This is a genomic window from Mycolicibacter sinensis, from assembly GCF_001667945.1.
Lineage (GTDB): Bacteria > Actinomycetota > Actinomycetes > Mycobacteriales > Mycobacteriaceae > Mycobacterium > Mycobacterium sinense_B.
Genome location: NZ_LZJK01000114.1, coordinates 1 through 22,860 on the forward strand (window position 1 = coordinate 1; position 22,860 = coordinate 22,860).

11 protein-coding genes and 1 pseudogene are annotated in these 22,860 nt (G+C 68.6%); 3 read left to right on the forward strand and 9 right to left on the reverse strand.

Going from position 1 to position 22,860, the window contains the following annotated elements:
* Positions 1 to 175 precede the first annotated feature (175 nt).
* On the forward strand, positions 176 to 3,442 hold the full coding sequence (locus tag A5694_RS15190) for an arabinosyltransferase domain-containing protein (RefSeq protein WP_064922650.1): 3,267 nt from the start codon (positions 176 to 178) through the stop codon (positions 3,440 to 3,442).
* Positions 3,439 to 6,597, forward strand: a complete 3,159-nt coding sequence (locus tag A5694_RS15195; protein WP_064922651.1) for an arabinosyltransferase domain-containing protein — start codon at positions 3,439 to 3,441, stop codon at positions 6,595 to 6,597. The genes A5694_RS15190 and A5694_RS15195 overlap by 4 nt, the downstream gene beginning before the upstream one ends.
* A 101-nt stretch (positions 6,598 to 6,698) precedes the next feature.
* Here the strand turns inward: A5694_RS15195 and A5694_RS15200 are convergent, their stop codons facing one another.
* The gene (locus tag A5694_RS15200; RefSeq protein ID WP_428844279.1) at positions 6,699 to 7,043 is read right to left on the reverse strand and encodes a cytochrome C oxidase subunit IV family protein; all 345 of its coding nucleotides are present in this window, start codon (positions 7,041 to 7,043) and stop codon (positions 6,699 to 6,701) included.
* Here A5694_RS15200 and A5694_RS15205 point away from each other — a divergent pair.
* Positions 6,952 to 7,167 (forward strand): annotated as a pseudogene (locus tag A5694_RS15205) (TetR/AcrR family transcriptional regulator); the annotation flags it as partial. The gene A5694_RS15200 and the pseudogene A5694_RS15205 overlap by 92 nt on opposite strands.
* Here A5694_RS15205 and A5694_RS15210 read toward each other — a convergent pair.
* The 8 genes from A5694_RS15210 to A5694_RS15245 form a co-directional block, all read right to left on the reverse strand.
* A complete protein-coding gene (locus tag A5694_RS15210) occupies positions 7,157 to 8,695 on the reverse strand; it encodes an MFS transporter (RefSeq protein ID WP_064922652.1) in 1,539 nt (512 codons plus the stop codon). The pseudogene A5694_RS15205 and the gene A5694_RS15210 sit on opposite strands and share 11 nt — an antisense overlap.
* A gap of 245 nt (positions 8,696 to 8,940) precedes the next feature.
* Positions 8,941 to 10,182 (reverse strand): PE-PPE domain-containing protein, encoded by a 1,242-nt coding sequence (locus A5694_RS15215; RefSeq protein ID WP_064922653.1) that lies wholly within the window; start codon positions 10,180 to 10,182, stop codon positions 8,941 to 8,943.
* A 210-nt stretch (positions 10,183 to 10,392) separates the two neighbouring features.
* The gene (locus A5694_RS15220) at positions 10,393 to 11,946 is read right to left on the reverse strand and encodes an acyl-CoA carboxylase subunit beta (protein WP_064922654.1); all 1,554 of its coding nucleotides are present in this window, start codon (positions 11,944 to 11,946) and stop codon (positions 10,393 to 10,395) included.
* On the reverse strand, positions 11,943 to 17,291 hold the full coding sequence (gene pks13 / locus A5694_RS15225) for a polyketide synthase Pks13 (RefSeq protein ID WP_064922655.1): 5,349 nt from the start codon (positions 17,289 to 17,291) through the stop codon (positions 11,943 to 11,945). The genes A5694_RS15220 and pks13 overlap by 4 nt, the downstream gene beginning before the upstream one ends.
* Positions 17,292 to 17,296: 5 nt before the next feature.
* The gene (gene fadD32 / locus A5694_RS15230) at positions 17,297 to 19,210 is read right to left on the reverse strand and encodes a long-chain-fatty-acid--AMP ligase FadD32 (protein WP_064922656.1); all 1,914 of its coding nucleotides are present in this window, start codon (positions 19,208 to 19,210) and stop codon (positions 17,297 to 17,299) included.
* A gap of 314 nt (positions 19,211 to 19,524) precedes the next feature.
* Positions 19,525 to 20,514 (reverse strand): cutinase family protein, encoded by a 990-nt coding sequence (locus tag A5694_RS15235; RefSeq protein ID WP_419179727.1) that lies wholly within the window; start codon positions 20,512 to 20,514, stop codon positions 19,525 to 19,527.
* Between the two features lie 193 nt (positions 20,515 to 20,707).
* Positions 20,708 to 21,601: an esterase family protein gene (locus A5694_RS15240; protein WP_064922689.1), complete on the reverse strand. Its 894-nt coding sequence runs from the start codon at positions 21,599 to 21,601 to the stop codon at positions 20,708 to 20,710.
* A gap of 164 nt (positions 21,602 to 21,765) precedes the next feature.
* Entirely contained in the window at positions 21,766 to 22,749 is a 984-nt protein-coding gene (locus A5694_RS15245) for an esterase family protein (RefSeq protein WP_064922658.1), read from the reverse strand.
* Between the last annotated feature and the right edge of the window lie 111 nt (positions 22,750 to 22,860).

The window sequence follows — 22,860 nt, forward strand, 5'->3', positions numbered from 1 at the left end:
GCTGCGGGCTCAGGCCGCGGGACAGGGCCCCGGCCACGGGCTGACATAACGCGAGTTGTCGCTCAAAGGCGGGCAACAATCACATATCTGCCGGCTGGCGGCAGGGCAACGAGGACGGCCTCCCCGCGGGGCGGGGTCCCGGCTTCGCGGCTCCCGTCGCATAACATCGAGGCTCGTGTCCTCCCCCCACGACCGGCCCAATTATCGGATCGCCCGGCTGATCGCGGTGGTCGCAGGCATCACCGGCATATTGCTGTGCGGCATCACCCCACTGCTCCCGGTCAAGCAGACCACCGCCACCATCGCCTGGCCGCAGGGCGTCGACGCCGACGGCCATATCACCGACGTCACCGCTCCCCTGGTGTCCGGCGCCCCTAAAGGCCTCGACATCACCATCCCCTGCTCGGCCATCGCCACCCTGCCGGACAAGGGCGGCCTGGTGCTGTCCACCGTGCCGGCCGGCGGCGTCGACGCCACCGCACACGGTCTGTTCGTGCGGGCCAACAAGACCGCCGTGTTCGCCGCCTACCGCGACCACGTGGCCGCGGCCGCCCCCCGCGACAAGCTCGCCGACTGCGCCCAACTGCACCTGTGGGCCAACGCCGGCGAGGTCGGCGCGGAGTTCGTCGGCATCCCCGGCGCGGCCGGCACCCTGCCGCCGGAGAACAAGCCGCAGATCGGGGGCCTCTTCACGGAGCTGAAAGTCGGCCCGCAGCCCGGCTTGAGCGCCCACATCGCCGTCGACACCCGGTTCATCACCAACCCCACCATGCTCAAGACCGCCGTGATGGCGCTCGGCCTGATCGCGGTGCTGGCGTCGATCCTGGCCCTGGCGGTGCTGGACCGCCGGCACACCCACCGGGCCCCGCGCAGCTGGCGGCATTGGCTCAAGGCCAATCCCATCACCTGGCTGGCCGACATCGGTGTGCTGGCCACCCTGGCGCTGTGGCACGTCATCGGCGCCATCTCCAGCGATGACGGCTACAACCTGACGATGGCCCGCAACGTCGCGCACGCCGGCTACGTCGCCAATTACTACCGGTTCTTCGGCGCCAGCGAGGCCCCGTTCGACTGGTATCCCGCACTCCTGGGCCAGTTGAGCCAGATCAGCACCGCCGGGGTGTGGATGCGCCTGCCGGCGACCGCCGCCGGGATGGCCTGCTGGCTGATCATCAGCCGGGCGATCCTGCCCCGGCTGGGCCGGCTGTCCGGCAACCGGGTCGCGGTGTTCACCGCCGCGATGATGTTCGCCGCGGCCTGGCTGCCGTTCAACAACGGCCTGCGCCCGGAGCCGCTGATCGCGCTGGGCACCCTGGTGGTCTGGATGCTGGTCGAGCGCACCATCGCCACCCGCCGGCTGGTGCCGACGGCCTGCGCGGTCGTGGTGGCCGTCTTCACCGTCACCCTGGCCCCGCACGGGCTGATCGCGCTGGCCCCGCTGCTGACCGGCTCCCGAAAGATCGAAGCGGTGATCCGCACGCGCCGGGGCACCGACGGGCTGGCCGCTCCGTTGGCGGCGCTGGCCGCGGCGGCCTCGGTGATCGCCGTGGTGGTGTGCCGGTCGCAGACCCTGGCCGCCGTCGCCGAGTCGGCCCGGATCAAATACGTCGTCGGGCCGACCATCGCGTGGTACCAGGAGTTCCTGCGCTACTACTTCCTGACCGTCGAGGAGAACGTCGACGCCTCACTGACCCGCCGCTTCGCCGTGCTGGTGCTGCTGTTCTGCATGTTCGCCATGCTGGTGGTGCTGCTGCGGCGCGGCCGGATCACCGGGGTGGCCAGCGGGCCGGCCTGGCGGCTGATCGGGTCGACGGCGGTGGGCCTGCTGCTGTTGACGTTCACCCCGACCAAGTGGGCGGTGCAGTTCGGCGCGTTCGCCGGGCTGGCCGGGGCGCTGGCCGCGGTCACCGCGTTCACCTTCGCCCGGGTCGGCCTGCACAGCCGACGCAACATGACGCTCTACGTCACGGCGCTGCTTTTCCTGGTGGCCTGGGCGACCTCCGGGGTCAACGGCTGGTTCTACGTCGGCGGCTACGGGGTGCCGTGGTTCGACATCCCGCCGGTGATCGCCAGCCGGCCGGTGACGTCGATGTTCCTGGCGGCTTCGATCGCCACCGGGCTGCTGGCCGGCTGGCAGCACTTCCGGTTGGACTACGCCGGGCACACCGAGGTCACACCGAACCGGCGCAACCGGATCCTGGCCTCGACACCGCTGTTGGTCGTCGCGAGCCTGATGGTGCTGCTGATGGTCGGTTCGATGGCCAAGGCCGCGGCTGGCCGCTACCCGGCCTACACTACCGCCCGGGCCAATGCCGAAGCCCTGACGTCGGGCCTGTCCTCGTGCGGCATGGCCGACGACGTGCTGGCCGAACCGGACACCAATGCCGGTCTGCTGCAACCTGTCCCGGGCCAGACCTACGGTGAGCTCGGCCCGCTCGGCGGCGCCGACCCGTACGGGTTCACCCCTAACGCCGTCGACGACGACCTGACTTCACTGGCGGTGATCGCCAAACCCGGCGTGCCCAACGCCGACGCCTCACCGAACAAGCCCAGCGCCAACCAGAGCGACGCGGCGGGCACCGCCGGCGGCCGGCTGCCCGACGACGCCCCGGCCGGGGTGAACGGCTCCCGGGTGGCGCTGCCGTTCGGCCTGGACCCGGCGGTCACCCCGGTGCTCGGGTCCTACCAGGAGCAGGTGGCCGCGCACGCCACCTCGGTCTGGTACCGGCTGCCGGAACCGTCGAAAGACCGGGCGCCGATTGTCGTGGTCAGCGCCGCCGGGGCCATCTGGTCGCACGGCGAGGACGGCAAGCTCGACTACGGCCAGCCGCTCAAGCTGGAGTGGGGTATCAGCGCGCCCGACGGCACCGTGAAGGCACAGGGCGAGGTGGAGCCGATCGACATCGGGCCGCAGAACTCCTGGCGCAACCTGCGTTTCCCGCTGGCCTGGGCGCCGCCGGGCACCGACGTGGTCCGCATCGTCGCCAACGACCCGAACCTGTCCACCGAGCAGTGGATCGCCTTCACCCCGCCGCGGGTGCCGGTGGTCAAGACCATCGGCGAGTTGATGGGCTCGCAGACCCCGGTGCTGATGGACATCGCCGTAGCGGCGAACTTCCCCTGCCAGCGGCCGTTCACCGAACACCTGGGCGTCGCCGAACTCCCGGAGTACCGGATCATGCCGGATCACAAGCAGACCGCGGCGTCGTCGAACCTGTGGCAGTCGGCCGAGGACGGCGGGCCGTTCATGATCACCCAGGCGATGCTGTGGACGACCACCGTCCCGACCTATCTGCGCGACGACTGGTATCGCGACTGGGGGGCGGTGGAGGCCTACCACCGGTTGATCCCGGCCAAGACCGCGCCTGATGCACACGTCGAGCAGGGCACCATGACCGTCACCGGCTGGAGCCGGCCCGGACCGATTCGAGCACTGCCATGAGTATTCGCACCACGCGCCTGGTAGCGATCATCGCCGGCCTGGTCGGCTTCCTGCTGTCGGTGGCCACCCCGCTGCTGCCGGTGGTGCAGACCACCGCGACGCTGAACTGGCCGCAGCATGGGCAGCTGAACAGCGTTACCGCGCCGCTGATTTCGCAGACCCCGATCAGCATGTCGGTGAAGGCGCCGTGCGCACTGGTGCGCGAGCTGCCCGCGGAGGGCGGGACGCTGCTGTCCACCGCCCCGGCCAAGGGCAAGGACGCCGCGCTCAACGGGCTGTTCATCAGCGTCACCGAGAAGCGGGTCGACGTCACCGACCGCAACGTGGTGCTGGCCACCGCGCCGCGGGCCAAGGTGGAAGGCCCCGGATGTACCGACATCGAGGTCACCTCCTCGCACGCCGGAACGTTCGCCACCATCGGCGGGATCACCCAGCGCTACGGCTGGCCAGACCCCAACCTGCGCCCGCAGATCGTCGGGGTGTTCACCGATCTGGCCGGTCCCGCACCGGCCGGCCTGGAGCTGACCGCCGACATCGACACCCGGTTCTCCACCAAGCCGACGGCGCTCAAGCGCGCGGCGATCTACGCGGCGATCCTCGCCACGGTGGTCGCGGTGCTGGCGCTGTGGCGCCTCGACCGGCTCGACGGGCGGCGGATGCACCGGCTGATCCCGGCCCGCTGGCGGTTCTTCTCCACTGCCGACGTCGCGGTGGTGCTCGGGTTCGTGGTCTGGTACGTGATCGGCGCGAACTCCTCCGACGACGGCTACATCCTCGGTATGGCCCGGGTGGCCGACCACGCCGGCTACATGAGCAACTACTTCCGCTGGTTCGGCAGCCCCGAGGACCCCTTTGGCTGGTACTACAACCTGCTGGCGTTGATGACGCACGTCTCCGATGCCAGCATCTGGATCCGGTTGCCGGATCTGGTCGCCGGGCTGGTGTGCTGGCTGCTGCTGTCCCGCGAGGTGCTGCCGCGGTTCGGTCCGGCGGTGGCGGCCAGTAAGCCCGCACTGTGGGCGGCCGGGATGGTGCTGCTGGCGGCGTGGATGCCGTTCAACAACGGCCTGCGGCCCGAGGGCATCATCGCGGTCGGCTCGTTGATCACCTACGTGCTGGTGGAGCGGGCGATCATCTCCAGCCGGCTCACCCCGGCCGCGTTGGCGATCATCTGCGCGGCCTTCACCCTGGGCATCCAGCCGACCGGGCTGATCGCGGTGGCCGCCCTGCTGGCCGGTGGCCGGCCACTATTGCGGATTCTGGTGGGCCGCCACCGTGTTCACGGCACGTGGCCACTGGTGGCGCCGCTGCTGGCGGCTGGCGCGGTGATTCTGACCGTGGTCTTCGCCGACCAGACGATCCGGGCGGTGTTGGAAGCCACCAGGGTTCGCACCGCGATCGGCCCGAGTCAGGCCTGGTACACCGAGAACCTGCGCTACTACTACCTGATTCTGCCCACCGTCGACGGCTCTCTGTCGCGGCGGTTCGGGTTCCTGATCTGCGCGCTGTGCCTGTTCACCGCGATGTTCATCATGTTGCGCCGCAAGCGGATCGCCGGGGTGGCCAGCGGCCCGGTGTGGCGGCTGATGGGGGTCATCTTGGCGACGATGTTCTCGCTGATGTTCGCCCCCACCAAATGGGTGCACCACTTCGGGCTGTTCGCCGCGGTGGCCGGGGCGATGGCCGCGCTGACCACCGTGCTGGTATCCCGGCAGGTGGTGCGCTGGTCGCGCAACCGGATGGCGTTCGCGGCAGCGGTGCTGTTCCTGCTGGCCCTGTGCTTCGCCACCACCAACGGCTGGTGGTACGTCTCGAGCTACGGGGTGCCGTTCAACGCCGACATGCCGCGGATCGGTGGAATCACCGTCAGCACAATCTTCTTCGCATTGTTCGCCATCACCGCCGGGTGGGCGGCGTGGCTGCACTTCGCGCCCCGGGACCGCGGCGAGGGCCGGGTGGCGCGGGCGCTGACCGCCGCACCGGTTCCGGTCGCGGCCGGGTTCATGGTGTGTGTGTTCGTGGCCTCGATGGTGGCCGGCATCATCCGCGAATACCCGAGCTACTCCAACGGTCTGGCCAACGTGCGCGCCTTCGTCGGCGGCTGCGGGCAGGCCGACAACGTGCTGGTCGAACCGGACCCCAACGACGGCGCGCTGACGCCGCTGCCGGGTATGTACGGCGAGCTCGGGCCGCTGGGCGGCAGCGATCCGGTCGGGTTCAGCGCCAACGGGGTGCCAGAGAAGATCGTGGCCGAGTCGCTGCGGATGTCGATCACCCAGCCGGGCACCGACTACGACTGGGATGCCCCGAAGAAGCTGACGACGCCTGGCATTAATGGTTCCAGGGTCCCTCTCCCTTACGGGCTGGACCCGGCCCGGATTCCGCTGGCCGGCAGCTACAGCACCGACGGCCAGCAGGAATCCAAGCTGACCTCCGCCTGGTATGCGCTGCCCCCGGCCGACGATGCCCACCCGCTGCTGGCGGTGACCGCGGCGGGCACGATCGCCGGCAACAGCGTGCTGAAGGGCTACACCACCGGCCAGCAGGTGCAGTTGGAGTACGGGCTGCCCGGTCCCGACGGCGCCGTCGTGCCCGGCGGGCGCCTGGTGCCTTACGACCTGTTCGGCGAATGGCCGCGGATGTGGCGCAACCTGCGCTATCCGCGAGCGCAGATCCCCGCCGACGCCGTCGCGGTTCGCATTGTGGCTTCTGACAAGTCGCTGAACCCGCGGGACTGGATCGCGTTCACGCCGCCGCGGCTGCCCGAGGTCAAGACCATTCAGGAGTACATCGGCTCCGACCAGCCGGTGCTGCTGGACTGGGCGGTGGGCCTGGCGTTCCCGTGTCAGCACCCGATGCTGCACGCCAACGGTGTCACCGAGGTGCCCAAGTACCGGATCACCCCGGACTACAACGCCAAGAAGCAGGACACCGACACCTGGCAGGACGGGGTCAACGGCGGGCTGCTGGGCATCTCCGACATGCTGCTGCGGGCGCACGTGATGGCCACCTACCTCAACCATGACTGGGGCCGGGACTGGGGCTCGCTGCGCAAGTTCGACGAGGTCACGCCGGCCTCGCCCGCGGAGCTGGAGCTGGGCAGTGCGACCCGCAGCGGCTGGTGGTCACCCGGGGAGATCCGCATCAAGGCCTGACCCCGCGCCCTGGGCTCGCGACCCCTGGCGGCTCAGAACAGGTAGATCACGAAGATCGTCGCGATCAACGCGGCCAGCCAGCCGTCGGTGGCACGTCTGAGTCAGGGCGGCGCGGTATGGACTTCCATGAAGTGGCCGATGATCATGCGCGACTTGACGAATGTCAGCGCCAGCACCAGCGCGGTGACCGGCACGCTGGCCTGCGCGATATGCGTGATATGCGCCGGCGCCAGCGTCCAGGATCCGATGGTGATCGCCACCAGCACGAGCCAGACCCGGGTCAACGACCGCTCGGTCTCATGCCGATGTTGGCGGTAGCCGAAGACCGTCATGCTCACCTCATCGCGGCCCACGCACCCGGTGATCGTGGCGGTCATCGAGGAACTGGAGCGGGCCCGCGACCGCGGCGAGATCCCGGCCGAGGTCGACGTCATGCACAACGGCATCTCGTTTCTGGTCGGGCTGTACGCCTTGCTCATCACGATCCCCGAGGCCAAGGAGGTCCGGGCCCCGGTGATCGAGGAATACCTGACCACCTACCTCTATGGCATGCGGGTGATCAGACCCTGATCCGGGGCCCGCTGACACCGGCGAGTTGCGGGACACCGCGATAGCCGGCGGGCGTGCGCTGCTGTGGCCGGAGGTACTTGTCTACGGCCCATACCCCACCGATCAGCGCGTTTCGGTTCACCCAGGCCGGCCGCTCCGCGGTCAGGGCGGACAGCTCCCGCTCGAGGACGCCCTGCTCACCGGGAATTCCGGTGCCGCGCAGGGAGTATCCGACTGTCTCCGGCAGGAACCGCAGCGCCACCAAGCCGATCAAGGCGGCGAATACCAGGTAGGCGGCCGGGAACAACTGCCACCCGGTGCGCTCGATGACGGTGTCGGCAACGACGGGTGCGGTGCCGCCGAACACCGCCACCGCCGCGTTGTCGGCGATCGCGAAGCCGGCATAGCGCACCTGGGTGGGGAACAGCGCCGGGAAGGTCGCGGCCACCGTCGCCAGCGGCGCCGCGAAAAGCACACTCAGGACGGTGAAACCCACTAGCGCCCAGGCGAATCCCTGCCCCATCAGCCAGTACATCGGCACGGCCAGCACAGCGAACCCGAGCAGCGAGCCGCGCCACAGTGGCTTGCGCCCGATCCGGTCCGACCAGGCGCCGGCAAACGGGATGCAGGCCATCATCGCCAGTTCGCCGATCAGCACCACCGTGGTTCGGCTGCGCTCGTCGAGTCCGGCCGAGGCGTGCAGGTAGGTCGGCTGGTAGGTGACCAGGGTGTAGTCGATGATGTTGAGCACGACGAGCAACGCGAATGTCACGGCGATCGGCCGGGTGTAGTTGGTCAGCAGATCCACCAGGCGATCCCACGCCGAACCGGTGATCTCGTCGCAGGCGACGCACTCGGCGAAGACCGGCGTCTCTTCCATGCGGCTGCGCAACGCCAGGCCCACCACTCCCAGCGGCAGGGCGAGCAGGAACGGGATCCGCCAGCCCCAGGCCACCATCTGCTCGTGGCTGAGCATCGCTTCCAGAGCAAGCACGACCGCGCTGCCGACGACGAACCCGCCGACCGCCCCGAACTCCAGGAAGCTACCGTAGGTTCCGCGTTTGGCGTCGGGTGCGCTTTCGGCCATAAAGGTTGCGGCGCCGCCGTATTCGCCGCCGGTGGAGAACCCCTGCACCACGCGCAGTGCGATCAGCAGTCCGGGCGCCCACCAGCCGGCGGTGGCGTAGGTGGGCAACACGCCGATCAGTGTGGTCGCCACCGCGATCAGCGCAATGGTGGCGACCAGCACAGTCTTTCGCCCGAACCGGTCCCCGATCGGGCCCCAGATCATGCCGCCCAGCGGACGCAACACGAAGGAGACCGCGAAACCGAGCATGGTGCCGAGGTTGCCGAGCGCGCCCGGAAAGAACGCGCCGGTGAGGTAGGTCGCCACGACGGCGTAGACGCCGTAGTCATACCACTCGGTGGCGTTGCCGACCGCGGACGCCATAATCGCCTTGCGCAGCACCCGGTTACGTTCATCAGCGACGCTGCGGCGCTTTGCCCCGGCCGGCGCCGGCGGCCGCGGCGCCGGCAACAGTAGGCTCATCGCTGCCCGTCGCTAAGACACACGCCGTCCCCCTCATCACACCACCAGAGTTCCTCTGGGCGATCCGCGCAGCGGGGAACCACGTTGCGGCCCGTTCATCTGGAACCTCGGCGTTCGGCCCTGCATGGGATCGCCTGGGGGAAACGATAATTGGTTTGAGGCGGAAGTTGCGCATGTTGCTGAAGCGTTACGCAACACTTACCTGCCCGAGACCGGGTATTGGGCGCGTCTCGCGCGGCGGTGCCCTAGGACGGGACCGCGAAAAGACCGCCCACGAGCGAGGACCACATCATGTTGGTCAACCCGGCGAGCAGGTCTGCCACCGACGTGTCGTCCGAGCCCGCGAGGCCCGCAGCGAATCCCGCGTCCAGCAGGCCTGCCAGCGCGGGGTTGTCGACCAGCGCCGGGATGGCAAAGATGTCGTAGGTCGCCGGGTCCATCACGTCGGCGACGAAGGCATCCCAGCCGGTCTGCGCCGCCTTGGCAAGCGCGTCGGAGACCTCCGCCCAGTCCATGTCCGGCCCGTCCACCGACACCGGCGTCGGCACGTCGGGCGGGCCGTCATTCCAGCCGTGATCGATGTTGCCGTAGCCCAGATTCACCAGGATCCGCATGGTGGGTTCCATCAGGTCATAGAGCGGCTGACCGATCACCGGCACGAACAACAGCGGCCACAGCAGCGGCAGATACTCGCTGGGGATCATGTAGGAGTTGATCAGGCTGTCGGGGCTGGACTCCAGCAGCGTCGCCTCCGCGAGCTGCTCGGGCGTCAGGCCGAGGTACGCGATGTGCTGGGTGGCCAGGCCCATGATGGCGTTCATGCTGGACAGCAAGTTCATCGGATAGCGCGGGAAGTCGGCGTAGCCGTCGTACTCCAGGGTGTAGATGTCGGTGGGGTACAGGTCATTTGGCGTCGGATGACCTAACGTGACCCCGCCCTGCTCCAAGGAGTCGAAGATGCCCGGCATATTGGCGAAGCCCACCAGCATGCCGCCGTTGGGATACGCCGAATCGCCGATCAGCACGAAATGCACGGCTGAACTCGGCACGCCGGCGTCATTGAGCTGCTGCATCGCCAGCGTCGTCAGGGCAGCGCTTTGGGAGTAGCCGAAGACCGTCACCGGATGCTCGGCGTCGGCCTGCCCGTCGGCGAGCAGCCCCTGCACCCGGTCGACCAGGATCTGGGCTCCCTCGGCCAGCGACTTGTCCAGGTTGTAGGGCGACGCGGGTGTGGTCAGCACCTCGAGTTCGCCGGCGAAGCCGCGGGGCTGCAGAAAGAGCGCATCGACGGTGTCGGCGTACTGCTGGCTCGGCGTCGGGATCATGCTGGGGCCCATGATCAGCGCGATGTTCGACCCGGCGAGTGAATCGGTGGCGGTCAGCGCAATGCCGGCAGGCGCCACGGCCGCCGGCACCGACACCGGTATTCCGATGAGACCGGCGGCCAGCGCGACGGTGCCTAAGGCAGCTCGCGGCGCATCAAACATCCAGACTTCCTCGTTGAGGTCTCACGTCCGCGCGGACACGGGCCGCTGTCGGAATGGATGATTTCAATCACACTCTGTTATGTCAAATTTAGCTTCGCCGGGCGGCGATTCGGCCACTGACCAGGCGTTTTTTCAGACCGTCAAAACGGCAGACTATGCTAAACTGAGCGTTAACTTAAGGCGCGACCGGCGCGAGCATCCGCGCCGGCTCTAAATCGGGAGCAGCCCGTGCTTGCGCTGCACCTTCCGGGTGTTCTGCTTGTCGACGAGCAATCGCAGCGACTTGCGCAGCAGCAGCCGGGTCTCGTGCGGCTGGATTACGCCGTCGATGTAGCCCCGCTCGGCGGCCACCCACGGAATCGCCATGTTCTCGTTGTAGCCGGCGATGAAGTCCGCCTTGATCTTCTGCACCTCGGGCGCGGTCGGATCCGGGAAGCGCTTCACCAGAAGCTGAGCCGCGCCTTCGGCCCCGATCACGGTGATCCGGGCGGTCGGCCAGGCGAAGTTGAGGTCGGCGGAGAGCTGCTTGGAGCCCATCACCGCATACGCCCCACCATAGGACTTCCGGATGGTGATGGTCACCTTCGGCACGTCGGCCTCCACCACCGCGTTGAGGAACCGGCCGCCGCGCTTGATGATCCCGCCCTTCTCCTGCTCCACACCCGGCAGGAACCCGGGAGTGTCGACGACGAAGACCAGCGGCAGGTTGTAGGAGTCACAGAACCGGATGAAGCCTGCCGACTTGTCCGACGCCTCGTTGTCGATGGCACCGGACATGTACATCGGCTGGTTGGCAATCACCCCGACCGGGTGCCCGTCGACACGGGCGAACGCGGTGATCATCGCCTGCCCGCGTTGCTGACCGACCTCGAAGATGTCACCGTCGTCGAAGATCCGCAGCAAGATCTCGTGCATGTCGTAGGCGGTGTTGTCGGAGTCGGGAACGATCGAGTCCAGTTCCAAGTCGTGCGGGGTGATCTCCGGCTCCAGGCCCGGGTTGATGATCGGTGGATCGTCAAAGGTGTTGGCTGGCAGGAACGACAGATAGTCGCGGACGTATTGGAAGGCCGCGGCCTCACTCTCGACCACCTGGTGGATATTGCCGTACCGGGCCTGCGCGTCAGCGCCGCCGAGCTCGTCGAGGGTGACGTCCTCGCCGGTGACGTCCTTGATGACGTCCGGGCCGGTGACGAACATGTAGCCCTGGTCGCGCACCGCTACCACCAGGTCGGTCTGGATCGGCGAATATACCGCTCCCCCAGCACATTTGCCCAGGATGATGGAGATCTCCGGTACCAGGCCGCGCAGCAGTTCGTGACGACGCCCCAGCTCGGCGTACCAGGCCAGCGAGGTCACCGCGTCCTGGATGCGGGCACCGGCCGAGTCGTTGATGCCGATCATCGGGCAGCCGGTCTTGGCGGCCCACTCCATCAGCGCAGCCACCTTGCGGCCGAACATCTCCCCGACCGAACCCTGGAACACGGTCTGGTCGTGGCTGAACACGCAGACCGGACGGCCGTTGATTCGGCCGTGGCCGGTGACCACGCCGTCGCCGTAGAGCGCGTTCGGGTCGCCGGGGGTCTTGCACAGCGCCCCGATCTCCATGAAGCTGCCCGGGTCCACCAGCGCGTTGATGCGGGCGCGGGCGCTCGGGATGCCCTTCTTCTCCCGCTTGGCGACGGCCTTCTCACCGCCGGGTTCCTTTGCCAGCTCCAGTTTCTCGCGGAGCTCGGCCAGCAGTTCGGCGGTGGTCTTGTTGCTCACTGCTCTCCCTGAATGCGGTTGATGGCTTCACTCATGTGTGCACCCACTTTGGCAATGTACGGCTCGTCGATGGCTTGGATGTGCTCGCCCCCGATCGGCACGATCTCGAGATCGGAGATGTATTCGCCCCAGCCGCCGTCGGGCTTGCGGGTCGCGTACGCGGGCTCGAAAACGATGGCGTCATCGTGGTAGCGGTCGGCCATGTAGAGGGTGACGTGCCCGTCGTAGGGCTGGATCTCGATGGTGTCCAGCGCCCGGTTATCCAGGTACGACGTGCGCTGGTGTTCGATGATCCCGCCCGGGATCTGCACACCGCTCTGCGCGACGACGTCGAGGACGAACTTGACCTGGCCCTCGTCGTCGAGCTTCTCCAGCTCCTCGTAGGGGATCTCGGGAACCTCGACGTTGAAGGTGCGCTCGGCGAACCGGGCGTAGCGGTCCCAGCGCGCGCGCATGCCCTCTTTGCTCTGGTCGATCGGCTCGCCCGGCAGCACCAGGTCGATCAGCCCGACGTAGCGCACGTCAGCACCGGCCCGCTTGAGCCCGATCGCACACGCGTAGGCCAGCGCCCCACCCAGCGACCAGCCGGCCAGCAGGAACGGCCCATTGCCGCCCAGTTCCAGCAGCTTGGGCAGGTACTCGGCGGCGCGCTCCTCGATGGAACCCTCCACCCGCTCGATGCCGTAGACCGGCAGGTCGGCGGGCAGGCGCTTCATCAGCGGTTCGTAGACCACGGTGGAGCCGCCCGCCGGGTGGAAGACGAACAGCGGAACCTGGTCCGAGCCTTCGGGTTTGGCCCGCAGCGTGCGGACGAAACCGTCCACCACACCCTCTTCGAGGTGGTCACGCACGACGGTCGCCAAGCCCTCGATGGTGGTGGCCGACTTGACGTCGTCGACGGTGATGGTGCCCTCGGCCCGCTCGGACAGCCGCGCGGCGACCTGCTCGGCCACTGCGTCGTCGAGTGCGGGCAGCTCGTTGAAGATGCCACCGGGCGACTTGCCGGTGACGATCGCCCAGGTCGCGAACGTGACCCGCTCGGCGGCGTCCCGCGGCGGCACGTCGGCACCGAGCGCCTCGGTCACCGCCTCCTGGGTGAGCACCTTGGCGGCCGCAGCGGCAGCTGTCGCCTTGGACGGGCCAGATGGGCCGGACGGGTCGGTGGGCGGGGGCGGCACCGCGGGACCGGCCGGGTTCGTCGGCGGCGGCGGGATCGGGATATCCGAAACCGGGGGTGCCGCTTGGGTTTCCGGCTCGGCCTGCGGATCCGGCGCGGGCGCAGCGACGGTGGCCTGGGTGGCGCCCGAGATCAACGCGGCCTGCTCAGCGGCGATCTCCTCAGGCGTCATGGTCTTCTGGTGTTCGTGCAGCGCCTGGACCTCGTCGCGGTGCTCGACCGCGTACTTGATCATCTCCGCGACGTTGTAGAGATTGGCGTCGCGGACCGCGGTCAGCTGGATCGGCGGCATGTCGAAGTCGTATTCGACCCGGTTCTTGATCCGCACCGCCATCAGCGAATCCAGGCCCAGCTCGATCAGCGGCACCTCCCAGGGCAAGTCTTCGGGCTCGTAACCCATTGCGCCGCCGACGATCGCGCCCAACCGGTCGGCGATGGTCTCACCCGAATCCGGTGACCACTTGGCGAAACCGGCCCCCAGGTTCGCGCCCTGGGTCAGGTTGTCGTGCAGGATCGCCGCATCGTCAGTATCCTCGGCCTCCGGACCGACCGGCGCCGCAACGGTTTCGGTTGTCACCGCGGTGCCGGCACCTACTGCCACCGGCAAAACCCCAGCCGCACCGCCACGCGAAACCAGGGCGTCGTAGACCAGCGTGAACGATTCGCCGATGCGGGAGTGCACCTGCACGGCCGCCCCACCCGGGTGCCGGGTCAGCGTCGTCACCAACCGGGACCCCTCGGCCGGCACCGCACGCTGCTCGGAGGCCACCAGCGTGGCGTCCGGAAGCACCGCCGCCGCAGCCGATTTCACCAGCGCAGCCAGGTCCACCTCCGGACCACGCGCGGCGTATTCGAAGACGTGCCGGCCGTCCGGGGTGCAGATGTGCGAACCGGGCATGACGCCGGTGGCGTCGCCGGAGAAGTGGGCGTCGAGCCAGTGCGGCTTGCGCTTGAACCGCGTCGGCGGGATGTTGGCGAACTCCGCCGGGCTGACCGGCCCGTCGGCGCGCCGCGGGAACAGCGTGCGCATGTCCAGGTCGTGGCCGTGGACGTAGAGCTGGGCCATCGCCATCGTCATGGAGTCGACTTCATCGGCCTTGCGGGCCAGCGTGGCGATCAGCTGCGCGTCCGGCAGCCCCGCGTCGGCGGTGGTCAGCCCCACCTGCATCAGTGCCACCGGGTTGGGCGCCAGCTCCAGGAAGGTGGTGTAGCCGTTGTCGACGGCGTTGCGCACCCCATGGGTGAAGTACACCGAGTGGCGCAGCCCCTTCTTCCAGTAGTCCACGTCATGGATCGGCTCGGCGCCGGGACGGATGTAGCTGCCCTCATGCACGGTGGAGAAGTAGCCGCAGGTCAGCGGCATCGGCTCGATGCCCTGCAGATCCGCGGTGAATTCGCCGAGCAGCGGGTCCATCTGCGCGGTGTGGCTGGCGCCCTTGGTCTGGAACTTGCGGGCGAAGCGGCCCTCGGCCTCGGCGCGGGCGATGATCGCGTCGACCTGCTCGGGCGGTCCGCCGATCACGGTCTGGGTGGGCGCGGCGTAGACGCAGACCTCCAGGTCGGGGAAGTCGGCGAACACGCCTCTGATCTCCTCGGCGGAGTACTCCACCAGCGCCATCAGCCGGATGTACTCGCCGAACAGCATCGCCTCGCCCTCGCCCATCAGCCGGGCGCGCGGCACGATGATCCGGACGGTGTCGCGCAGCGACAGCCCGCCGGCGAAGTAGGCCGCGCCCGGCTCGCCCAGCGATTGGCCGATCATCGCCGCCGGCGTGGCGCCGTGCGCGCGAAGCAGCTCACCGAGCGCGATCTGGATCGCGAAGATCACCAGCTGGACCGCTTCGATCGGGTACTCGACGGTGTCGCCGGTGTAGTCCACCGCGTCGTCGAGGATCATCTCCAGAATCGAAATGCCGCGCTCGTCCTGAATCAGCGCGTCGACGCGTCCGATCCACTCGGCGAAAATCGGATCGCGCAGGTAGAGCTCCTTGCCCATCTTGCGGTGCTGCGCACCGAATCCGGCGAGCACCCACACCGGCCCGTTGGTCACCGGGCCGTCGGCGGAGTAGATGTTGGGCTTCGACTTGCCCTCGGCGACCGCCCGCAGACCGGCGACGGCCTCATCGTGATCGTGGGCCAGCACCACGGCGCGAGACCGGCCGTGGTTGCGCCGGGACAGCGCCCGGCCGATCGACTCCAGCGGGGTGGCGCGCCCTTCCTCGCTGTCGATCCAGTCGGCCAACTCGGCGGCGGCGGCTTTCTTGCGGGACGTCAGGAAGGCCGAGATCGCCAAGGGAATCAGCGGTTTGGCGGGCTCGCGGGCGGCCAGCTCGGCCAGCGCGGCCTCCTTGAGCCGCACCGCCTCCTCGGTCAGGCCGGGCAGCTCGTATTCCTCGTCGCCGGTCGCGGCCGGCTCGTCGTGGATGAACTCGCCGTACTCATCGAAGCGGGGCGCCTCGTGCTCGAGCACCGGATCGGCAACCTCTTCGGCGGCAGGCTCTTTCGGCTCCGGCTCCTTTTCGATCACGTCACGCGGCAGGACCTCGCGCACCACCAGGTGGGCGTTCGCCCCGCCGAAGCCGAAGCCGGAAACCCCGGCCACCGCGTAGCCGCCGTAGCGCGGCCAGTCGGTGACGGTATCGGCGACCTTGAGGCGGGTGGCGTTGAAGTCGATATAGGGGTTGGGGCCGGCGTAATTGATCGACGGCGGGATCTTGTCGTGCTGCAACGCAAGCACGATCTTGGCCAAGCTGGCCGCCCCAGCCGCCGATTCCAGGTGCCCCACATTGGATTTCACCGCGCCCAGCAATGCCGGCTTGTCCGCGGCGCGGCCCCGTCCCACCACCCGGCCCAGCGCCTCAGCCTCGATCGGGTCACCCAGGATGGTGCCGGTACCGTGCGCCTCGATGTAGTCGACGGTGCGTGGGTCGATGCCGGCGTTCTTGTAAGCCTTGCGCAGCACGGCCTCCTGCGCGTCCGGGTTGGGCGCCAGCAGTCCGTTGGAGCGGCCGTCGTGGTTGACCGCCGACCCGGCGATCACCGCGAGGATCTGGTCGCCGTCGCGGCGCGCGTCGTCGACCCGCTTGAGCACCAGCACACCGCCACCCTCGGCGCGCGAGTAGCCGTCGGCGTCCGACGAGAACGACTTGATCCGCCCGTCGGCGGCCAGCACCCCGCCCACCTCGTCGAAACCGACCGTCACCAGCGGAGTGACCAGCGCATTGACACCGCCGGCCACCACCACGTCGGCCTCGCCGTTGCGCAGCGCCTGCACGCCCTGGTGCACCGCCACCAGCGACGACGAGCAGGCGGTGTCGACGGTCACCGACGGCCCGCGGAAGTCATAGAAGTAGGACACCCGGTTGGCGATGATCGAGCTGGAGTTGCCGGTGATGGCGTACGGGTGGGTGATGCTCGGGTCGGACAGTGCCAGGTTCTGGTAGTCGGCGTTGGACGAGCCCATGTAGACCCCGACCGCTTCGCCGCGCAGCGCCGAGGCTGGGATGCGGGCGTGTTCCAGTGCCTCCCAGGTCAATTCGAGCGCCATCCGCTGCTGCGGGTCGATGTTGTCGGCTTCCATCTTCGACAGCGCGAAGAACTCGGCGTCGAAACCCTTGATGTCGGACAGGTAGCCGCCGCGGGTGCGGGCCTTGCCGACCCGCTCGGCGATCCGCGGCTCCTCCAGGAACTCGCTCCAACGGCCCTCCGGCAGGTCGGTGATCGCGTCGAAGCCCGCCAGCAGCTTGGCCCAGGTCTCCTCCGGGGTGTTCATGTCGCCCGGGAAGCGGGTGGCCAGACCGACCACGGCGATGTCGGCGACATCGTCCTCCCGCGACCAGTCCTCGTCGCCGGAGTGGTCAACGACCACCGGCTCGCCCTCGATGATCACCGTGGCCAGCGCCTCGATCGTCGGGTGCCGGAACGCCACCGTGGCCGACAGCGTCACACCGGTGTAGTCCTCGATGTCAGAGGCCATCGCCACCGCGTCACGCGAGGACAACCCCAGCTCGATCAGCGGGGCGGTCTCGTTGATCTTCTCCGGCGACTGCGCGGTGGCATTGGCCACCCAGTTGCGCAGCCAGGCCCGCATGTCGGCGACGGTCAGGTCGGTGCGGCTGGTGCCGCGCAGGATTGCGTCATCGCCGGTCATCTGCGGTGCCTCACTCATCGGACTTAAGCCTGGTCGGGGAAGGAGTTCGGTGCGGTGGTGCCGCCGCGCAGGCTGCCGTCGAGGTAGGCGGCCCGGCAGGCGCGCCGGCCGATCTTGCCGCTCGAGGTGCGCGGCACGGTGCCCGCCGACACCAGCAGTACGTCACGCACGGTTACGCCGTGGCGCACCGCGATGGCCGCCCGGATGTCGTCGGCGATGGGCTGGTACTCCAGCTTGTGGGCGCCCGGGGCGCGCTCGGCGACGATCACCAACTGCTCTGAGGTGTCCTCCGGGTCGAACTTCAGCCCGGAGTGCGGGTTGTCGAACGCCGACTGCGGCAGCTGGTTGGCCGGCACCGAGAACGCCGCGATGTAGCCGGCCCGCAGCGCCCGGCTGGCCTCCTGCGCGGAGTACTCCAGGTCCTGCGGATAGTGGTTGCGGCCGTCGACGATCACCAGGTCCTTGACCCGGCCGGTGATGTAGAGGTCGTCCTTGTAGTAGGCGCCGTAGTCGCCGGTGCGCACCCAGAAGCCGTCCTCGTCGGAGCCCTCGGCGCGCGACGGGCTGGTCCGCGACTTCAGCACGTTGCGGAAGGTGTCGGTGGTCTCGTTGTCCCGGTTCCAGTAGCCCGAACCCATGTTGTTGCCCTGCAACCAGATCTCACCGATCTGGCCGTCGGGCAGCTCGGCACCGGTCTCGTAGTCGACGATCACCGCCCATTGGTCGACGCTCACCCGGCCGGCCGAGGCCTGCGCGACCGCGTTGGGCGCGTCGGCGGGCACCTCGATGAACCGGTTGCCGTTGTTGAGCTGCTCGCGGTCGACGTAGATGATCCGCGGGCCCTCGTCGGGCGGGGTGGTTGACACGAACAGGGTGGCCTCGGCCAGCCCGTAGGACGGCTTGATCGCCTCCGGACGGAAACCGAACGGCGCGAACGCTTCATTGAACTTGCGCACCGAGGCCGCCGACACCGGCTCGCTGCCGTTGAGGATCGCCCGAACGTTGGACAGGTCCAGCGGCGGGTCGCCCTCCTTGGGCAGGCCGCGGGCCGCGGCGTGCTCGAAGGCGAAGTTCGGGGCCACCGAGAAGCACTCGCCGGTCTCGCCCTCCTTGCGCGACATCTCCTTGATCCACCGGTAGGGCCGGCGGACGAACGCGGCCGGGGTCATGAAGGTGAACTGCTGACCCAACACACACGACAGCAGGATCGTGACCAAGCCCATGTCGTGGAAGAACGGCAGCCAGGTGACGCCGCGGTCACCCTCGCGCCCCTTGAGAGCGTCCAGCAACTGCACGACGTTGGTGGGCAAGTTCAGATGGGTGATCTTCACCCCGGTCGGGGTGCGGGTGGAGCCGGAGGTGTACTGCAGGTAGGCGATCGTGTCCCGGTCGGGTTCGGGCATCACCCAGGTCGAGCCCACCTCGTTGGGCACCGCGTCGACGGCGATGACGCGCGGGCGGGCGTTGGCCGGGCGGCTGCGGAAGAACTTGCGCACCCCCTCGGCGGAGTCGCTGGTGGTCAGCACCGCCGATGGGGTGCAGTCATCGAGCACCGCGTGCAGCCGGCCCACGTGACCGGGTTCGCCCGGGTCGAACAGCGGCACCGCGATCCGGCCGGAGTACATGATCCCGAAGAACGACACCAGGTAGTCCAGGTTCTGCGAGCACAGGATCGCCACTCGGTCGCCGGGCTCGGTGACCTGCTGCAACCGGGCCGCCACCGCGCGGTTGCGGGCACCGAAGTCCGCCCAGGAGATGTCGCGGGCCAGGCCGTCCCGCTCGGTGGAGTAGTCCAGGAACCGGTAGGCCAGTTTCTCCCCGCGCAGCGCAGCCCAGCGCTCGACGGTCCGCACCAGGTTGGCGTTGTCGGGGAACCGGATCTTGCCGTCTTTGATGAACGGGTTGTGGTAGGCGGCCTGTGCTGGTGCCGGGGCCATGCAAAATCTCCTGTCGCGAACATACGTTCTCATCGGCTGCCGGGCGCGGCCGGCCACGTGGTGTGGTCCGTCACGCGGGCCCGGGACCTCACAGATCGTAGCGGGATCCCGATCCCCTCGACCCGCGCTGCCGGCCCCGCGGCCACGAGCCGCACGCTCTTAAATTCTTCTTAATGTTAGAGGTCGGTGCCGCCCGTGCCAAATCAAACGGTACCGCGTGTGACGGCCATCGCTGGGTCACGCGACGGTTCCAGCTTCGCCTCTCCTTCGTCGAGCCTCGCTGAACCGCCGGGGGTCACGCGACGGTTCCAGCTTCAGCCGTGTGGCGGATGCGGCGCGTTGTCCACGAGGCCACGCGCCCAGTTCAGCGTCCACTCGGTCGCGGACTCACCGTCGGAGCTCCAGACGTCGGTGGTGCCGTACAGCGCATGCACCGGCTGGCCGGCCCCGCCCGCCAGCGTCTCCAGGGTGGCGGGCAGCTTGCCGATGCTGAACGCCTCTTGCGGTGCGGCACAGATCAAGTCCCCGCGGGCGCAGATCTCGTAGGTGCGCTGGTCGAGGTCACCGAAACCGCCTTCGCGGGCACCGGTCATGGTCAGCCCCATGCCGGACAGGATCGGCAGTTCGTGCAACGTCACCTCGGCGCCCTGACCCGGCGGGGTCGGCGGCACGTTGATCCCACTGCCCGGGCCTTCCTGGCGGCGGCCGTCGGCGATCAGCGTCACGCCCAGCACCAGGTCCTCGTCGACCGGGCCGCGTCCGTTGCCGATGTCGCTGGCGACATCACCGGCGATCACCGCACCCTGCGAGAAGCCGATCAGCACGTAGCTGGTCAGCGGGCAGCGCTCGTTCATCTCGGTGATCGCCTTGATGGTCGCCCGGGTGCCCTCGGCGCGACTGTCGTTGTAGCTCATCTGCTTATCGGCCGACAGCGGATTGTGGAACTGCGCGGTGTAGGGAACCGTGTAGGTCTGCACCCGGGACGCGTCGAACTGCTCGGCGATCGGGCGGGTGACGGTCAGGAGCAGCGCCCGAGGGAACTGGGTGGGGTTCAGCGGGTCGTCGGTGGGCGAGGTCTCCCAGGTGCCGGGCACCGACACCAACTGCACGTCCGGGCAGCTGGCGTCCTGATAAGCCGGGCGCGGCTTCTTGACCCGCGGCGGCACCGAGCCGCTCGGCGGCACCCCCTCCGACGGCGGCTCGGCGATCGGCGGCGAACCCGGGTGACGAATCCAGATCACCAGCACCACCGCGACGAGCGCCACCGCCAGCGCCATCGCACCGGCCGCCACCCACGCCAGCATGCGGCGACGGTTGCGGAGCGATTTCGGCGCGGATTTGCGAGGGGATTTGCGCGGTGATTTCGCGGGCTTCTTGTTGGCCATAGCGCCTCTCACGGTACAGACCGGTCGCGTTGGCCCGTGACGGCCATTGACTCAGCGTCCAGGGCGTGCGCGACTCGCACTTTTGCGCCGTGAGCGCAGACTCAAGGCAGAATCAGCGGATCGCGCCGACGATGTCGCCGGACATCGCGCCCAGCTGCGAGGCCCACGACCCCCAGCCGTTGTCACCGGCCGAGAAGTCGAAATGCCCGTTTTTGCCACGCACCTGGCGGTACTGCATGTTGAAGAACCGGCCGCTGCCGGCCGCCTCGGCCGGGTCGCCGATCATCGCGGCCGGGTTGGAGGCACCCCCCAGCGGGCTGTAGATCCAGACCCGGGTGTTGTTCTGCGCCAGCAGCGTGGCGTGCACGGTCGGGTCGTGCCACTTCCAGCGGCCCAGCTGGGGTGCCCCCCACATGCCGTAGGGGTCGACGCCGCCGAAGTTCTCCAAGCCGGCGCTGATCACCCCGCTCTCGGTGGTGTTGGACGGGCCGAGGAAGCCCGACATCGATCCGGCGAAGCCGAACCGGTCGGGGTGGAAGGTGGCCAGCGCCAGCGCTCCGTAGCCGCCCTGGGCCGCGCCGACCACGGCGTGGCCTCCCGGCGCCAGCCCCCGGTTGGCCGCGAGCCAATCCGGCAGCTCCGTGGACAAGAAGGTGTCCCACTGCTTGCTGCCGTCTTGCTCCCAGTTGGTGTACATGCTGTAGGCCCCACCGGCGGGTGCGACCACCGAAATGCCCTTGCCGGCCAAGGTGTTCATCGCGTTGCCGGCGGTCACCCAGTTGCTCACCTCGGGGTGGGCGTCGAAGGCATCGAGCAGATACACCGCGTGGGGTCCCTGGTTGAGGAAGGCCACCGGGATGTCGCGGCCCATCGACGGCGACGGCACCATCAGGTTCTCGAACTGTGCGGCATGCGCGGTCGCGCCGACGATCACGCCACCGCCCCACATGCCCAGAGTCAGCACGGCCACCCACAGCGTCCGCAGCAACTTCGACAGTCCGCTCATATCCACCTCGCTCGTCGGCACAGCTTCGTGATGATCCACCCGCGGGTCGCGCGCCCCGACCACGCAAGGTAGTCAATCACACGGGGCTCGCAGCCAGGCCGGAAACTACCGACGGCGGCGACCCATCGGGGTCGCCGCCGTCGGCGGTGCGTTTCGGTGCGGGACTACTCGCCCGAGCTGCTGCTCTCGCCGCTGTTCGGCGAAGCGCCCAGGTGGCTCTGCAGGTCCGGCTTCATGGCCTGCAGCTGCTGACCCCAGTACTCCCAGCTGTGCGTGCCGTACTCCGGGAAGTTGAAGATCGCGTTGTTGCCACCGGCTGCCAGGTAGAGCTCCTGGAACTTCTTGTTCGCGCCGATCATGAAGTTCTGCTCCAGGAAGACGGCCGGGATGTTGTCGCCGCCGAGCTCGTTGGCCTTGCCGTTGCCGCAGAACACCCACAGCCGGGTGTTGTTGGCCACCAGCTTGTCGACGTTGACCGTCGGGTCGTTGCGCAGCCATGCCGGGTCGTTGTCGTCGCCCCACATGTCGTTCTTCTTGTAGCCGCCCGCGTCGCCCATCGACAGGCCGATCCAGCCCTTGCCGGTGGACGGGTTGAGGTAGCCCGACAGCGAGCCGGCGTAGGTGAACTGGTTGGGGTGGTAGATGGCCAGCGTCAGCGCCGACGAACCAGCCATCGACAGGCCGACGGCGGCGTTGCGGGTCTGGCTCACGCCGTACTCCGAGGCGAGGTAGGCCGGGAGCTCACTGGTGAGGAAGGTCTCCCACTTGTAGGTCTGGCAGCCGACCTTGCCGCAAGCCGGCTTGTACCAGTCGCTGTAGAAGCTGGACTGGCCGCCGACCGGCATGATCACCGAGATGCCGGAGTTCAGGTACCACTCGAACGCCGGGGTGTTGATGTCCCAGCCGTTGAAGTCGTCCTGCGCCCGCATGCCGTCGAGCAGGTACAGGCCCGGGGAGCCCTGGCCACCGCTCTGGAACTGGACCTTGATGTCGCGGCCCATGGACGACGAAGGCACCTGCAGGTACTCGACCGGCAGTCCCGGCCGGGAGAAGGCGTTTGCCTCCGCGGTGTCGCCGACGACACCGACCAACCCCGCCAGCAGGGCCGCGCCGGCGGCGCCGACCATCAACCTGTCAAGCAGCTTCATTCTGGACATCCTCATTCGTCTTGTTGCCGTGCTCTGAGTGGGTGGCCCGAGTCGGACCAAATCTGCGCGCGCGAGTGCGGCAGTGCCGGTGTAGTCAACCACAGAAAGCGG

What these genes read in the sequence shown, in the direction of transcription:
- A5694_RS15195 (WP_064922651.1), top strand. Translation starts at nt 3,439, where the DNA reads ATGAGTATTCGCACCACGCGCCTGGTAGCGATCATCGCCGGCCTGGTC.
- A5694_RS15200 (WP_428844279.1), bottom strand. Translation starts at nt 7,043, where the DNA reads ATGCCGTTGTGCATGACGTCGACCTCGGCCGGGATCTCGCCGCGGTCG.
- A5694_RS15210 (WP_064922652.1), bottom strand. Translation starts at nt 8,695, where the DNA reads ATGAGCCTACTGTTGCCGGCGCCGCGGCCGCCGGCGCCGGCCGGGGCA.
- A5694_RS15215 (WP_064922653.1), bottom strand. Translation starts at nt 10,182, where the DNA reads ATGTTTGATGCGCCGCGAGCTGCCTTAGGCACCGTCGCGCTGGCCGCC.
- pks13 (WP_064922655.1), bottom strand. Translation starts at nt 17,291, where the DNA reads ATGAGTGAGGCACCGCAGATGACCGGCGATGACGCAATCCTGCGCGGC.
- fadD32 (WP_064922656.1), bottom strand. Translation starts at nt 19,210, where the DNA reads ATGGCCCCGGCACCAGCACAGGCCGCCTACCACAACCCGTTCATCAAA.
- A5694_RS15235 (WP_419179727.1), bottom strand. Translation starts at nt 20,514, where the DNA reads ATGCTGGCGTGGGTGGCGGCCGGTGCGATGGCGCTGGCGGTGGCGCTC.
- A5694_RS15240 (WP_064922689.1), bottom strand. Translation starts at nt 21,601, where the DNA reads ATGAGCGGACTGTCGAAGTTGCTGCGGACGCTGTGGGTGGCCGTGCTG.
- A5694_RS15245 (WP_064922658.1), bottom strand. Translation starts at nt 22,749, where the DNA reads ATGAAGCTGCTTGACAGGTTGATGGTCGGCGCCGCCGGCGCGGCCCTG.